Source organism: Herbaspirillum sp. 1130 (assembly GCF_017833835.1).
Taxonomy (GTDB): domain Bacteria; phylum Pseudomonadota; class Gammaproteobacteria; order Burkholderiales; family Burkholderiaceae_D; genus Herbaspirillum; species Herbaspirillum huttiense.
This window is the reverse complement of record NZ_JAFICQ010000007.1, coordinates 79,474-94,009: the sequence shown is the minus strand read 5'-3', so window position 1 is coordinate 94,009 and position 14,536 is coordinate 79,474. Positions and strand designations below refer to the sequence as shown.

Sequence of the window (14,536 nt, the reverse complement as noted above, 5' to 3'; positions counted from 1 at the left end):
CCGGCAAGCCGGGCGTTTTTATTTATTGACAGACGGATATTTTCAATACTCGCGTCAACCTATTTTCACTAAATTGGCAAAATTTTCACTTTCGGTGTCATCCGACAGCGAATCAAACGTCAATATTCCCCGCCTGCAACGCATTCGATTCAATAAACGCCCGACGCGGCTCCACATCATCGCCCATCAAGGTCATGAAGATCTGATCCGCAGCAATCGCATCCTCGATCTGCACCTTCAGCAAACGGCGCACGGTCGGATCCATGGTGGTTTCCCACAGCTGCTCAGGATTCATCTCGCCCAGGCCTTTGTAACGCTGCTTGTTCACGCCGCGCTCGGCCTCATCACGCAGCCACGACATGGCCTGGCGGAATTCAGTGATGACCGATTCCTTGCGCTTCTCGCCCTGGCCGCGTGCCACGATGGCACCCTTGCCGATGAGTCCCTTGAAGGTCTCGGCCGCCGTCGACAGCTGCTGGTAATCCGGACCGCTCACAAAGTCCGCATCGATCACGGTCGCCTTGATGTTGCCATGCTGGCGGCGATGGATATGCAGCGCCACCTTCTCGCTATGCTCATCCACGCGCGCCTGCACGTCGATGTTGATGTCGTTGATGGCCTTCTTCAGTTCTTCCGCAGTGGCGGTGGCCTGCTCGATGTTGTCCATCTTCAGGGCCACGCCGCCGGTCATGATGGCGTTCAGCGCCGATTCATCGATGGCGCGCGACAGGCGCATGATGATCGCGTTGGCCGTGTTGTACTGGCGTGCCAGTTCCACCAGCGCCTCGCCGCTGATCGGCGCAGCACCTTCAGAAGGCTTGATCTCGGCATCGTTCAGGGCGATCTGCATCATGTACTGCGCTTCCTCGAAGTCGTCCTTCAGGTAGCGCTCGTCCTTGCCCGCCTTGACCTTGTACAGCGGCGGCTGGGCGATGTAGATGTGGCCGCGTTCGACCAGCGCCGGCATCTGACGATAGAAGAGCGTCAGCAGCAGCGTGCGGATGTGGGCGCCGTCGACGTCCGCATCGGTCATGATGATGATGCGGTGGTAACGCAGCTTGTCCGGATTGAATTCGTCAGCACCGATGCTGGTGCCCAGGGTGGCGATGAGCGTCGTGATCTGCTCGGAAGAAAGCATCTTCTCGAAGCGCGCCTTCTCCACGTTCAACACCTTGCCGCGCAGCGGCAGGATGGCCTGGAACTTGCGATCACGCCCTTGCTTGGCCGAGCCGCCTGCGGAGTCACCCTCGACGATGTACAGCTCGCAAAGCGCCGGGTCGCGTTCCTGGCAATCAGCCAGCTTGGAAGACAAACCCAAACCATCCATCACACCCTTGCGGCGCGTCAGTTCGCGTGCCTTGCGCGCAGCTTCACGGGCGCGCGCGGCTTCGACGATCTTGCCGCAGATGATCTTGGCATCGTTCGGCTTCTCGGCCAGGAAGTCGGTCAGGGTCTTGGCGACGATTTCTTCCACCGGGCCGCGCACTTCGCTGGAGACCAGCTTGTCCTTGGTCTGCGAACTGAACTTCGGTTCCGGCACCTTCACCGACAGCACGCAGGTCAGGCCTTCGCGCATGTCGTCGCCGGAGATCTCGACCTTGGCCTTCTTGGCGAGATCGTTTTCTTCGATGTACTTGTTGATGACGCGGGTCATGGCCGCACGCAGGCCGGTGAGGTGAGTACCGCCGTCACGCTGCGGGATGTTGTTGGTGAAGCAGAGCACCTGCTCGTTGAAGGCATCGTTCCATTGCATCGACACGTCCACCGACACCAGCGTGCCCTGGTCGGATTGCTTCTCGCCGGTAGCCTGGAAGATGGTCGGGTTGAGGATGCTCTTGTTCTTGTTGATGTATTCCACGAAGCCGCGCGTGCCGCCTTCGAAGGCGAAGTCCTCTTCCTTGCCGGTACGCTGATCGGTCAGCTTGATATGAACGCCATTGTTCAGGAAGGACAGTTCGCGGATACGCTTGGCCAGGATCTCGTAGTGGAATTCGACGTGCGTGAAGATTTCTTCGTCGGCCCAGAAGTGGACTTCGGTGCCACGCTTGTCGGATTCGCCCACGACCTTGATCGGCGACACCTGCACGCCGTCCACCATCTCCAGTTCGCGGTTCTGCACGATGCCCTTGGCGAATTCCATCGCGTGGACCTTGCCGTCGCGGCGGATGGTCAGCTTCAGCTTCTTCGACAGGGCATTCACGCAGGACACGCCCACGCCGTGCAGGCCGCCGGAGACCTTGTAAGAGTTCTGGTCGAACTTGCCGCCGGCGTGCAGTTCGGTCATCACGATCTCGGCCGCCGAACGCTTGGGTTCGTGCTTGTCGTCCATCTTGAGGCCGGTGGGGATGCCGCGGCCGTTGTCGGTGATCGAGATGGAGTTGTCGGCGTGGATGGTGACGTGGATCTCGCTGCAGTAGCCGGCCAGGGCTTCGTCGATCGAGTTGTCCAGCACTTCGAACACCAGGTGGTGCAGGCCGGTGCCGTCAGAGGTGTCGCCAATGTACATGCCGGGACGCTTGCGCACCGCCTCCAGGCCTTCCAGGATCTGGATGGAAGAAGCGCCATAGCTTTGTTGCGCGGAATTGGTGTTGTCTGCGGGGCTGGAGGACATGGTTACCTTCTGAAAATGCTAGCCAAACGACTAGGGAGCTGCAAAAAACGGAATTCTGGGGATGAATCTTTGGAATTCTTAAAAGCAACCGAGGGGCCGTCTGGGACGGCCCCTCGTGCGCGTGGAGCGGGTTTGCTCAGATCCGCATCGGCATGACGACGTACTTGAAGTCGGCGTTGTCAGGGATGGTGATCAGGGCCGACGAGTTGGCATCGCCCAGGGCGATGTTGACGTAGTCGTTCTTGAGGTTGTTGAGCACGTCCAGCAGATAGCTGACGTTGAAACCGATGTCGACGGTGTCGCCGCCGTAGTCGATTTCCAGTTCTTCGACCGCTTCTTCCTGGTCGGCATTGGTGGAGCTGATCTTCAGGCTGCCTGGGGCGATCACCCAGCGCACGCCCTTGAACTTGTCGCTGGTCATGATGGCCGCGCGTTGCAGCGAGCGCAGCAGCTGGTCGCGGCTGATGGTGAAGCTGTTCTTGTAGCCCTTGGGCACCACGCGGGTGTAGTCGGGGAACTTGCCTTCGACCAGCTTGGAAATCAGCTCGATGTCGGCAAAGGTCAGCTTGACCTGGTTGTTGGCGATCTGCAGCTGGACTTCATCATCGCTGTCGTCGAGCAGGCGTTGCAGCTCGATGATGGTCTTGCGCGGGATGATGACTTCCTGGCGCGGGAAGTCCTGCTCGGTCTCGACCTGGCAGAAGGCCAGGCGGTGGCCGTCGGTGGCGACCGCAATGACGTTCTTGCCTTCCACTACCAGCAACAGGCCGTTCAGGTAGTAGCGGATGTCCTGCTGGGCCATGGCGAAGTGAACCATGTTGAACAGGTGCTTCAGGGTCTTCTGCGGCAGGTTGACCTGGGCGTTGTAGTGCTCGGCCTGGGCCACCGTCGGGAATTCTTCGGCGGCCAGCGTCTGCAGGGCAAAGCGGGACTTGCCGGATTGCACGGTCAGACGCTTGTTGGAGAGGGAGACCGACACTTCGCCGGAATCCGGCAGGGCGCGCAGGATGTCGAGCAGCTTGCGGGCCGCGACCGTGGTGGCCGTGGACTCGCTACCCGAACCGACGTCAGCGTGCGTGGTGATCTGCACTTCGATGTCGGTGGACAGGAAAGACACCTTCTCGCCGTCCTTGCGAATGAGAATATTGGCCAGAATCGGCAATGTGTGCCGACGCTCGACAATACCACTCACGATCTGCAGAGGACGCAGGAGCGTGTCTCGTTGGGTTTTAACCAATTGCATAGTCAGTTTGTCCTTGCTAATAGTGGTTTAAAGGGCGCCGTTGGCCGGCGTTCAGTCATGCCCATGTCGCGCGTGTTCCTCCTCTGGTGAAAAACAGCTGCTGCCTGCAGTGCAACCTGCCTCACGCACTGCTGAACTCACTTCCTGAAATACGCAACGCTCCTGCTTGTGCATGACCGGCCGCTGCCGGTCCGATACCCGTTCCCGAAGAGCTGGTGATACAGCGACCCGGCATTGTCCATCTGCGCCTGACAAACCCGGGCAGCCAGAACCACTTGGCTATACGTTTGGAACATTTGAATACTTTTACCGGAACTTGCCGGGGTTTTATTCGATGTTTCCGTGATACTTCGCGGATTTCCTGCTCCATGGCCGGCCCTTGCGTCCGCCTGCGAAATAACGCCTTCCATTGTACCAATCATCCCCTCTTCAGAGTAGTGCGGCAGGGGGCAGGCGAGGTCGTTGGAAGGGAAAAAAGGATGGGCAACAGGCCGTGTTGTCTTTTCTTTCATATGCCGCCGAAGGCGGCTTTTTTCAATTATCCACAGGCGATTTTGGCGAAATACACCTGCGCTCTTCGCCATGCCCTGTGGAAAAGAAATGCCGCCCGGTTCACGCTGGAAGCGGGCGGCATGTCGATTTATCCACAGGTGTTTTAGCGCCTGTGGCGTGTTGAGCGGATCAACCCTTCAGGGTCTGTTCCAGCACGTGCAGCTCGTGGTTGCATTCCGGGCTCTTGGCGCGGTCGGCGGCGATCTTGCGCACCGCGTGCAGCACGGTGGTGTGGTCGCGCCCGCCAAAGAGGTCGCCGATTTCCGGCAGGCTCTTCTGGGTCAGCTCCTTGGCCAGGTACATGGCGATCTGCCGCGGACGGGCGATGTTGGCCGGGCGCTTCTTGGAATACATGTCCGCGACCTTGATGTTGAAGAAATCGGCCACGGTCTTCTGGATGTTTTCCACCGAGATCTGGCGGTTCTGCACCGAGAGCAGGTCTTTCAGGGCTTCCTTGACCACGTCGATGGTGATGTCCTTGCCGTGGAAACGGGAGTAAGCCAGGATCTTGCGCAGCGCGCCTTCGAGCTCGCGCACGTTCGAACGCAGGTGCTTGGCCACGAAGAAGGCGACGTCGTCGGAGAGCACCACGTCTTCGGCGGAAGCTTTCTTCATCAAAATCGCCACCCGCATCTCCAGCTCGGGCGGCTCGATGGCGACCGTCAGGCCGGAGTCGAAGCGGGAGATCAGGCGGTCATCCATGCCGCTGATTTCCTTGGGATAGGTATCACTGGTGATGATGATCTGCTTCTTGGCCGCAATCAGGGCTTCGAAGGCGTAGAAGAATTCTTCCTGAGTGCGGCTCTTGCCGCCGAAGAATTGAATATCGTCGATCAGCAGCAGGTCCAGCGAGTGGTAATAACGCTTGAAGTCGTCAAAGCCCTTGCGCTGGTAAGCCGTCACGACATCGCGCACATATTGCTCGGCGTGGATGTAGCGAATCTTGGCGCCCGGGTTATCCACAAGCACCTGATTGCCGATGGCGTGGATGATGTGGGTTTTACCCAGGCCCACGCCGCCGTACAGGAACAGCGGGTTGTAGGAGGTACCGGGGTTGTTGGCCACCTGGGTAGCCGCTGCGCGCGCCAGCTGGTTGGCCTTACCGGTCACCAGGTTGTCGAAGGTCAGCACCGGGTTGATGCGCGACTGTTCCTGACGCGGGGCGACCGCGCGCACCGGCTGGGCCGGTTCCGGATCCAGGTGCAGCTGCTCGTGGTTGGGCAAACCCAGGCCGCTGGCGCCACCGCCATTGGCTTGCGCATTGGCGGCCGGGCGGCGGCCCTGGTTACCGCGCGGGTCCAGCACGAACTGCACTTCGGTGGGCGCGTCCCAGAACTCGCAGGCCAGCGCCGTGATGCGGTTGGCGAACTGCGTCTTGACCCAGTCCAGCTTGAAGCGGTTGGGCGCGGCGATGCGCAGCAGCCCGTCCTCGAAGTCGAGCGGGACCAGCGGCTTGATCCAGGCGCTGTATTGCTGAGGCGTCAGCTCCTGCTCAAGTTTGTGGGAGCAGGCCTGCCAGAAGTTTTCCATGAAGCTTTCTTGTCGGATGATTGCGGCGCCCGACTGCCGCGTCCAAAGGACGGGCCGGTGGACGAAGTCGTCCGGGCGCGAAACGAGGGACGCATTTTACTCCGGTAAACTTAAGTTATCCACAGGCGAACCGGCAAAAAACCCTGAAAAACTTCATCTATCCACAGGCTGCGCAGCAGCCGTCTTCATGGCATTCACGCAAAGGCGCTTGAGGGGCGGGTGATAGGGGGACAGAGTAGCGCGCTTGTGGACAAGACAAGCTCATCCTTGGGGACGAGGTTTTTTGTAACAGCCTGTGCAAAACCGGAAATCGGGACGACTTCTGTCCCCGATTTCCCCTGTGGGCAACATGAACTGAAGGAAAATTCCGGCTGTGGATAAGACAAAAAGGCCGGCCTCAGTCGACCACGGCACCATCGACAAAGACCTTCATTTCACCAGTCTGATATTGGGTCCAGACTTCATTGTCGGTCAGCGGCTGGGTGACGATCACGGCCACCCGGTCATTGGTGGTGGTGACTTCGGAAAAGTCGACCGAAAGATCCTCGTCCGAGAGCTTGGCCTTGGCAAAGGGATGCTGGCGGACGATGTAATAGAGATTCGTGGAGCAGTGGGTATAAAGCGCCGAGCCATCCGAGAGCAGCATGTTGAAGGTGCCATGGCTGGCGATGGCGTCGACGATCTCGCGCAGCGCCGCGCGCAGGTCGGCCAGCAAGGGCAGGGTGTCGCCGAAGCGCTTGCGCATCTCCTGCAGGATGAAGCAGAAGGCCAGTTCACTATCGGTGGTACCGACCGGCCGGAAAGGGCCGTCCAGCGTGGGGGTGAAGTTTTTCAGGTCACCATTGTGGGCAAATACCCAATAGCGGCCCCAAAGCTCGCGCACGAAGGGATGGCAGTTGGCCAGCGTGACGCGGCCTTGCGTGGCCTTGCGGATATGGGCGATGACGTGCTGCGACTTGATCGGATAACGCTTGATCAGCTCGGCCACCGGCGACTCCACGGCGGCCTGGTGATCCACGAAGGTGCGCACCCCGGAGCCCTCGAAGAAGGCGATCCCCCAGCCATCGCGATGATGATCGGTCAGCCCGCCACGGGTGGCAAAGCCGGTGAAGCTGAAGACGATATCGGTGGGGGTGTTGCAGTTCATTCCGAGAAGCTGGCACATGATGTCTTGCGGTGAGGCTGTGATGATAGTCAGATGAACAAGTTATCACGATTGCCGCCGGCCATGACGCGGGCTGTGGACAAAAAAAAGCCCCGCGAGCTTGCGCTGGCGGGGCTAATCCTTCCTAAAGAGGGAGGAGGAGACACAGTACGACCTACAAAACTTCTACTACACGACCAGAAGCCGGTGGGCCTCGAACTACGGTCAGGCGGGGACTGGATCAGTCACGCGCGGCCATGTTGCGCAGTTCGGCGGCAAAACTCGGTTGGGACAGGCTGTATTCATTGGCCATGCGGTTCAGCATCATCTTGCCGCTGAACTTGTGCGCCAGGATGCGTTGCTCCAGCGACTTGCGCGGCTTGACCAGCAGCACGGCGGCTTGTGCCAGTCCCAGGATCAGCGGCTTGAAGACCATCACCAGGGTCACCAGTGCCCCCAGACCCAGCGCCGGACGGACATAAGCCGCGATCAAACCAAAGAAGGACTGCGCGAAGGGCAGGGCTACTTCTGCGGGAAAGGCCAGGTTCAGGAAGGACATGATATTTCTACCTCTGATAATCAGGCCGCGACACGATTGCGCGGCATTCAAGTTCACTGTTGTTGCGTCGCAGTATGATGGTTGGGACCCTGTATGACTACTTTAGAGTTCTCATATCAGTTATAGCGTTTGTGAATAAAGCGGTTCCAGCGCCCCCAATGCTTCATATCGTCCTGGAACCCGCTTCAAGCGGGAGACAAGCCGGTCATGGGCCGCCGATGCAGTCGCTCCGCCACACCTTTCTTGACGGAACCGATGCGGATTTACAACGCCGTTTGACGCCAAGCCCGTACGCGCTGAATATCTGGCATAGGGAAATCGGGCAAAACGCTCACATCCGGCCATCCGGAAATGAAGCCTGCAAAGGCAGGAAGCCCACCGGACGTGGCTTGCAGCGGACCCACGAAAAAAAACCCCACAGGCTGAGCCTGCGGGGTTAATCCTTCCTAAAGAGGGAGGAGGAGACAACGGATCGGTGTCCTGACGCGTTGATCGAATCAGCGTCAACATAAGCGCCGTACGCGCCGGGAACTACCGAAATCCTTCACTACCGGCATCCGCCGCTCGGGGCTGATGCCAAGGTCACGCAGAAGTCATGCGCGACCGGTAAAACTTGAATCTGGTGAAGCAGAAACCTTCGATTAACCGCGCGAAGCGATGAAGCGCAGTTCAGCAGCCAGGTTCGGCTGGGTGGCTTCGAACTTGTCGGCCATGCGGTTCAGCTGGCGGGCACCGGTAGCGCGATCCTGTTCGGCGGCGACCAGAGCAACGGCTTGCAGCTCGTGGGCCTTGACGAAGTGGATGAAGATGTTGCGCATGACGGCGGCGAACTTGCTCTTGAAGGTGCTGTTGGTGCTTTGTGCGATGGTTGCCATGATTCGATCCTTGACGTTGTGTGTTATGTTGCATTGCAGTGTAGTGAACTCACATTTGTTTGCCCACTTTCCGTTTCGGATATCAGTTATATAATCTGTGAATAATCTTTCTGCCGGCGATCACCGGCGTCCATACTGCCTCTCCTTACCGCCGCAAAGGCCCGCCCTATGAGCTTTCTCACCCTGGACCTGAACCTGTTGCGCGTATTCGACGCCGTCATGACCGAGCAGAACCTCACGCGCGCCGCCAATTTGCTGGCCATGACGCAGCCGGCTGTCTCCAATGCGCTACGCCGCCTGCGCGACACCCTCAACGATGACCTGGTGATCCGCACCGCCCACGGGGTCAAGCCCACGCCGCGCGCTGAAGAGCTGTGGCCGACCGTGCGCCGGGCGCTGTCCGAGCTGGAAGCGGTGATTGCGCCGGAAAGCTTCGACATCTCGCGTGCCCAGAACACCTTCCGCATGGCCATGGTGGATGCCACGGCCGCGCTGTGGCTGCCTTCGCTGGTGCGCACCATCATGCGCGACGCTCCGCGCATCAAGATCCGCATGATGCCGCTGACCACCCGCGATCCGCGCGCCATGCTGCTGCGCGGGGACATCGACCTGGCCGTGGGCTTCTTCCCCGGCGTGACCGCGCAGCTGGCCGATGGCCAGGGCATGGCCAAGAGCCAGATCAGCCATGCGCGGCTCTACACCGGCCAGTACGTGTGCGTGATGCACAAGAACCATCCGCTGGCCGGCCAGCCGCTGACGCTGGATAGCTACTGCAGCGCTGATCACCTGCTGGTGAGCCTGTCCGGCAAACCCCATGCCGTCATCGATGACGTGCTGGCGGGCATGAACCGCGAGCGCAAGATCCTGCTGACGGTGAACCAGTTCTTCACGGCCGGGCGCATCGTGGCCAGCTCCGAGCTCATCACCGTGCTGCCGCGCCACTTGGTGGCGGCCACCGGCATGGCCGAAGCGCTGGTGGTGAAGGAATTGCCCTTCCAAACCCCGGAGGAGCACGTCGACATGCTCTGGCATGAACGAGACGCCCGCAATCCCGCCCACAAGTGGCTGCGTGCGCACTTGTCTGCAACAACCCATGACGAATTCGGTCGTATCAACATGAAGCGCTGATGCAGCGCGTGCGGACAACGGCTTTCCCGATCTGACTCATCCACAGGCGTCCAGGAGACAGACGCCCGGAAAGCCCCCGTCCGCGCGCATCGGCGCCTGTTGATAACCCCAACCAGGGAAGCCGACCCGATGCCGCGCCTGACCAGAATCCTCCTTTGGCTGCTTGCCAGCCTCGTCCTCGTGATCGCCGCCGCGGTCATTTTCATTCTTACCTTCGACTGGAACCGGGCCAAGCCCTGGATCAATACCCGCGTCTCGGCCGCCACCGGGCGCGAGTTCGCCATCGACGGCAATCTCTCCCTGCACTGGCAACGACCTGAGCCGACCACGCCGCCGGCTGGCTTCTGGGCGCGCTGGGTGCCGTGGCCGCGCTTGCAGGCGGAAAATCTGCGTCTGGGCAATCCCGCAGCGTTCGCGTCCTCAGGCCAGATGGCGACAGTGCGACAAGTCACTTTCACGCTCAATCCCTTGCCGCTGCTGGTGCACAAGATTTCCCTGCCGTCGCTGGAGGTGCAGGATCCTTCAGTTTCTCTGCTGCGCAACCGCGAGACTGTGAACAACTGGACTTTCAAGACCGATAGCAGCACTCCATCGGCCTGGCAGCTGCAGCTGGGCCGCATCAGCCTGCGCCAGGGCAAGCTGGCCCTCAACGACGCTGTGCAAAAGATCAACATCAAGGCCGACATCGACACCCTCGATCCCGACAAGGAAAAGGTCTATGGCTTGGGCTGGAAGCTGACCGGCAGTTTCAACGGCGCGCCGGTTGCAGGTGAAGGCAAGGCCGGCGGCGTGCTGTCATTGCAGGACCAGCAGCAACCGTATCCGCTGCAAGCCCAGGTAAAGGTCGGCAAGACCACCATCGGTGTGCGCGGCACCCTGACCAAGCCGGCCGAACTGGCCGCGCTGGACCTGCGGCTGTCGATTGCCGGGGCCAGCATGGGCAATCTCTATCCCCTGACCGGCGTGCTGCTGCCGGAAACGCCGCCCTTCGCCACCGAGGGCCGCCTGATCGGCAAGATCTCCCCGGATCGCAGCGAGTGGCATTACCAGGACTTCAGCGGCAAGGTCGGCGACAGCGATCTCAACGGCAGCCTGGACTACCTGACCGGGGGCGCACGCCCGCAACTGACCGGAGCGCTGACCTCCAACGTGCTGCGCTTTGATGATCTGGCGCCGCTGATCGGTGCCGACTCCAATGCGGAGAAAGCCCAGCGCGGTGCCGAGGAGCGCCAGCCCGGCGACAAGGTGTTGCCGGTCAAGACCTTCAGTACCGATGCCTGGGGCGCACTGGATGCGGATGTGCGCTTCACCGGCAAAAGCATCACGCGCCAGCAGGGACTGCCCATCAGCGACCTGCAGGCGCATCTGATCCTCAAGGACAAGGTGCTGACGCTCGATCCCCTCAATTTCGGCGTGGCCGGCGGTAACCTGACCTCCACCATCCGGCTGGATGGCCAGGCCGCCCGGATGAAGTCCGAGATGAAGCTTTCTGCACGCAAGCTGAAGATCCAGAAACTCTATCCCCAGCTCGATGCCTCGCGCACCAGCTTCGGCGAGATCAACGGCGATGCGAAGCTGAGCGCGACGGGCAATTCGGTCGCCGCCATGCTGGGCTCGGCCAATGGCGAAGTGAAGACCTTGGTCAACCAGGGTGCGATCAGCAAATTCCTGCTGGAAGCGGCGGGCCTGAACGTGGGCAACGTGGTCATCAGCAAGCTGTTTGGCGACAAGGAGGTCAGGCTCAATTGCCTGGCCGGCGACTTGCCGGTGCGCGATGGCGTCATGAATGTGAAGACCCTGCTGCTGGACACCGAAGACGCCCTGATCGTGGTCGATGGCAGCATCGACATGAAGCACGAACAGCTGGACCTGAACGTGCATCCACGCAGCAAGGGCTTGCGCATCATCTCGCTGCGCTCGCCGCTGTACGTGAAGGGCAGCTTCAAGAATCCGGATGTCGGCGTGAACAAGGGTGTGCTGGCACTGCGTGCTGGCGGTGCGGTGGCGCTCGGCCTGCTGGCACCGGTAACGGCCATCCTGCCCCTCATCAATATCGATGGTGATCAGAAGGCCGAATGTGGCCAGCTGCTGGAGGAGGTGAAGAAGGCGCCGCAGGCCCCGCCACCGGGAAAATCCCTGCCGTTGAAGTCGACGCCTAAAAAATAGGCAGCCTCAAAACACCATGAAAAAAGCCGGCGGGCCAGGGGATAACTTTCCTGGCCCGCTGGCTTTTGGTGTGATTTCGGATGAGTCGCAGTGGACCTCGGCTCCCGTTTGCTTTTTTCACCTGTGGGCAAATTTCCCGAAATCCCCCTTCCTGCCCCCTGTTTCCCCCATGCCAAGGACTTAAATCGGGGTCGAATTGCCTGAAATCGGTGACATCCCGAAATTCCCTGCCTTCACGACGCGAATCCATCAATTTCCGCTCAGCCTGTGGATAAAGTTCTGAATAACTTTTTCATCGTTTGGGGAAAAGTCAAAAAGTTATCCAAAGGCGGATTTTTATCCAAGATCGGTTATGACTTCATACAGACCTTGCCCAAGGCCTTGTCCTTTTCGTAAACAGCTGATTTTTCACGCGTAATCAAGGTTATCCACAATGTCAGCCGGACGTTAACCATCACTACTAATCTTATAAACAGCTTAGATTTAAAGCCTAAGCGCGCGAGCTTTCGCACGCGACGCGGCTTGGTTTGCAGGCCATCAGGACCGCTACCGGCTGTGGGCAAAACAAAAGTGTTCGTGGATCAAGGCGCTTGTCGACCAGGAAAAGCTTGCTGTGCGGGTGTTTTTACAGCTGATCGTCGGCAACGGCATTGAATGACGTCCTGGGCGACGCCGTCAGAGAGAACGCAGGGTGCAGAGCGCTGTGGAAAAGAAATGCTGCCAGCGGGCTCCGCGCCGCCTTGGGCGGCTTTTTTTATCCACAGGGAGAGGTAATCTGGGTTTGTCGGCTAAAAACCGACCGGTCCCGGGGACCGCTGTGGATAAAACATCAAGCCTTCAGGTCGACGGCGGCTGGAACGTCGAGCACCAGGTCACTTTGGGCCTCGGCCACGCAAGGCAGGATCCAGCCTTCGGCCTTTTCTTCTCGCGTCAGGCCGGGCCATTCGATCTGATAAGCGATCTCGCCTGTGAACAATTTGCACATGCAAGTCCGGCAAGTGCCATTCCGGCAGGAATTGGGCAGCCGGATGCCGGCGCGCAAGCCTGATTGCAACACCGAGAGTCCGGCGACTTGTTCAAATTGCAAACCCGAAGGCTGAATTGCGATCAGGAAAGGTTTTTTGGAGTCCATGCCGTAATTTTGTGGGGTTTGGAGACCACCTGTGGATAAGTCTCTGCATATCCGCTGGGCGTTTTGGGTATATCTCGCCGATTTATCCACGGCCGAATTTTTGTCCAGAATCTGTGCCTGGATAATGCAGAAGCTTACCAAGCGTTTATCAGAAAGCTAAAGTCTTGATTTTTTTCGTGTAAACCGAGTTATCCACAGTTTTTGGCGGCGTTAACTACTACTACTACTTATATATATCCACATCTGAATTAAAGAACCGAAAGCGCGTGCGCAGTGGACATCTTTCCAAAAAATTGGCTTTCAACCCCAAAAACCTCACCAAAAGGCCTTGGCAAGCTCCTGATACGGATGAAAAGTCCTTTAGGTTCGGCAGGAAGAAGGAGATTTCTGAAAGAAATTGCTTTAATGCAACCCATTGAGATGTCAATGCGGCAACTTTCTAGTCGCGCTCAGTTCTGCCAGACTTGTTGCAACAGTTGGAAAACCGCCTTGATCGCTGCTTCATGTTGTCGTTTTTCCAATGCAATGAAGCTGAGTTCAGTCGACAGTTCGACCGCATCTGCAATGACCAAGCCATGCGCGTGAGCCTGGTTGAGCGCGATCGATTCGCGCGCCAAGGACAATCCCACCCCCGATTTCACCAGATCCAGCATCGATGATTCCTGGTCAACCAAGGCTACAGTCTGTGGTTTTATCTGATGTTGAGCGAAGATCTTGCTTAATAGACGATGATGTGCGGATTCTGGCGGCGTCCAGATCCACGGCAACCGCGCCAGTTCCTTCCATCCCTTGCCCGAGACGCGGTTCTTCCAGCCCGCGGGCGCGATGACGTTGTAGCTGAACGAGGTCAGCGTCATCGCATGAAAACCTTTGCCGGGGTCGCCCAGGAAGAATCCCACGTCCAGATGGCCAGCCCGGACTTCATTGAGGACCGATCCCGACATGTGATGCGCCAGCTGAGTCGACAATTGCGGATGGCGCTCGACCAGCAACTTCAGGAAAGCGCCGAGCCGGATGAACTCCGGATCCAGGATCGTGCCGATGGCCAATGTCCCGGACACGATATTTTCACTCGATCGCAAGTCGGTCGCGTGCCGCCGTAAAGCCTGGACATCGGACAGGACGCGCTCGGCCAGCGGCAACAATGTGTTGCCCTCGGCGGTGAGGACCATGCCGGATGCACTCCGATTGAACAATCCGATGCCAAGACTTTCCTGCAAGGCCTTGATCTGCAGGCTCACTGCGGGTTGGGTTAGATGCAGTTTTTCAGCGGCCCGGGTCAGGTTGCCCTCATGGGCGACTGTGATAAATGCGCGTAACTGGGTCAGATCCATCGTCTTCTCCCGCAATTGATCCTTCTTCTTCACGATCCTGGGTGTGGATAAACCCGTGGATATCCCTGTGACCAGGCTGTGAGGATCTTGTGGGTAGCGTGTGTACAAGAAAGTCCAGATTATAAGCAATCTTTATATTGCTCTTGATAATTCCTCATTGGATGTCCGGCGGGTGGGCGACTATTCTTGCTCATCCATGCCATGGGTCCGTCGGGGTGACGGACTGGCCAGATTGCAGGAGGGAGCAGGAGACAGCGCCTTC

11 protein-coding genes are annotated in these 14,536 nt (G+C 59.0%); 2 read left to right on the top strand and 9 right to left on the bottom strand.

The genetic code is table 11. From position 1 onward, the window contains the following. Positions 1-112: 112 nt before the first annotated feature. From gyrB to JOD78_RS25920, 7 genes are all read right to left on the bottom strand, one after another. A complete protein-coding gene (gene gyrB, locus JOD78_RS25950; RefSeq protein ID WP_121037393.1) occupies positions 113-2,611 on the bottom strand; it encodes a DNA topoisomerase (ATP-hydrolyzing) subunit B in 2,499 nt (832 codons plus the stop codon). 136 nt (positions 2,612-2,747) lie between these two features. After that, entirely contained in the window at positions 2,748-3,854 is a 1,107-nt protein-coding gene (gene dnaN, locus JOD78_RS25945; protein WP_039782907.1) for a DNA polymerase III subunit beta, read from the bottom strand. A gap of 137 nt (positions 3,855-3,991) precedes the next feature. Then, positions 3,992-4,438, bottom strand: coding sequence for a hypothetical protein (locus JOD78_RS25940; protein ID WP_134040104.1), 447 nt, complete (start codon positions 4,436-4,438; stop codon positions 3,992-3,994). A 97-nt stretch (positions 4,439-4,535) separates the two neighbouring features. After that, positions 4,536-5,936, bottom strand: coding sequence for a chromosomal replication initiator protein DnaA (gene dnaA, locus JOD78_RS25935; RefSeq protein WP_039782909.1), 1,401 nt, complete (start codon positions 5,934-5,936; stop codon positions 4,536-4,538). A gap of 397 nt (positions 5,937-6,333) precedes the next feature. Continuing rightward, positions 6,334-7,101 carry a class II glutamine amidotransferase gene (locus JOD78_RS25930; protein ID WP_209569974.1) on the bottom strand — a complete coding sequence of 256 codons (768 nt, stop codon included), beginning with the start codon at positions 7,099-7,101 and terminating at the stop codon, positions 6,334-6,336. 220 nt (positions 7,102-7,321) lie between these two features. Then, complete coding sequence (locus tag JOD78_RS25925) at positions 7,322-7,639, bottom strand: hypothetical protein (protein WP_209569976.1); 318 nt, start codon at positions 7,637-7,639, stop codon at positions 7,322-7,324. 641 nt (positions 7,640-8,280) lie between these two features. After that, positions 8,281-8,514: a hypothetical protein gene (locus JOD78_RS25920; RefSeq protein WP_034330420.1), complete on the bottom strand. Its 234-nt coding sequence runs from the start codon at positions 8,512-8,514 to the stop codon at positions 8,281-8,283. Positions 8,515-8,682: 168 nt separating this feature from the next. Here JOD78_RS25920 and JOD78_RS25915 point away from each other — a divergent pair, with 168 nt between their 5' ends. Together JOD78_RS25915 and JOD78_RS25910 are read left to right on the top strand one after the other, a co-directional pair. Further along, a complete protein-coding gene (locus JOD78_RS25915) occupies positions 8,683-9,642 on the top strand; it encodes a LysR family transcriptional regulator (RefSeq protein WP_034330421.1) in 960 nt (319 codons plus the stop codon). A gap of 129 nt (positions 9,643-9,771) precedes the next feature. Then, positions 9,772-11,808: an AsmA family protein gene (locus JOD78_RS25910; RefSeq protein ID WP_209569978.1), complete on the top strand. Its 2,037-nt coding sequence runs from the start codon at positions 9,772-9,774 to the stop codon at positions 11,806-11,808. An 829-nt stretch (positions 11,809-12,637) separates the two neighbouring features. Here the strand turns inward: JOD78_RS25910 and JOD78_RS25905 are convergent. Then, positions 12,638-12,940, bottom strand: coding sequence for a 2Fe-2S iron-sulfur cluster-binding protein (locus JOD78_RS25905; protein WP_134137672.1), 303 nt, complete (start codon positions 12,938-12,940; stop codon positions 12,638-12,640). Between the two features lie 449 nt (positions 12,941-13,389). Further along, positions 13,390-14,274 (bottom strand): LysR family transcriptional regulator, encoded by an 885-nt coding sequence (locus JOD78_RS25900; protein WP_121037532.1) that lies wholly within the window; start codon positions 14,272-14,274, stop codon positions 13,390-13,392. Between the last annotated feature and the right edge of the window lie 262 nt (positions 14,275-14,536).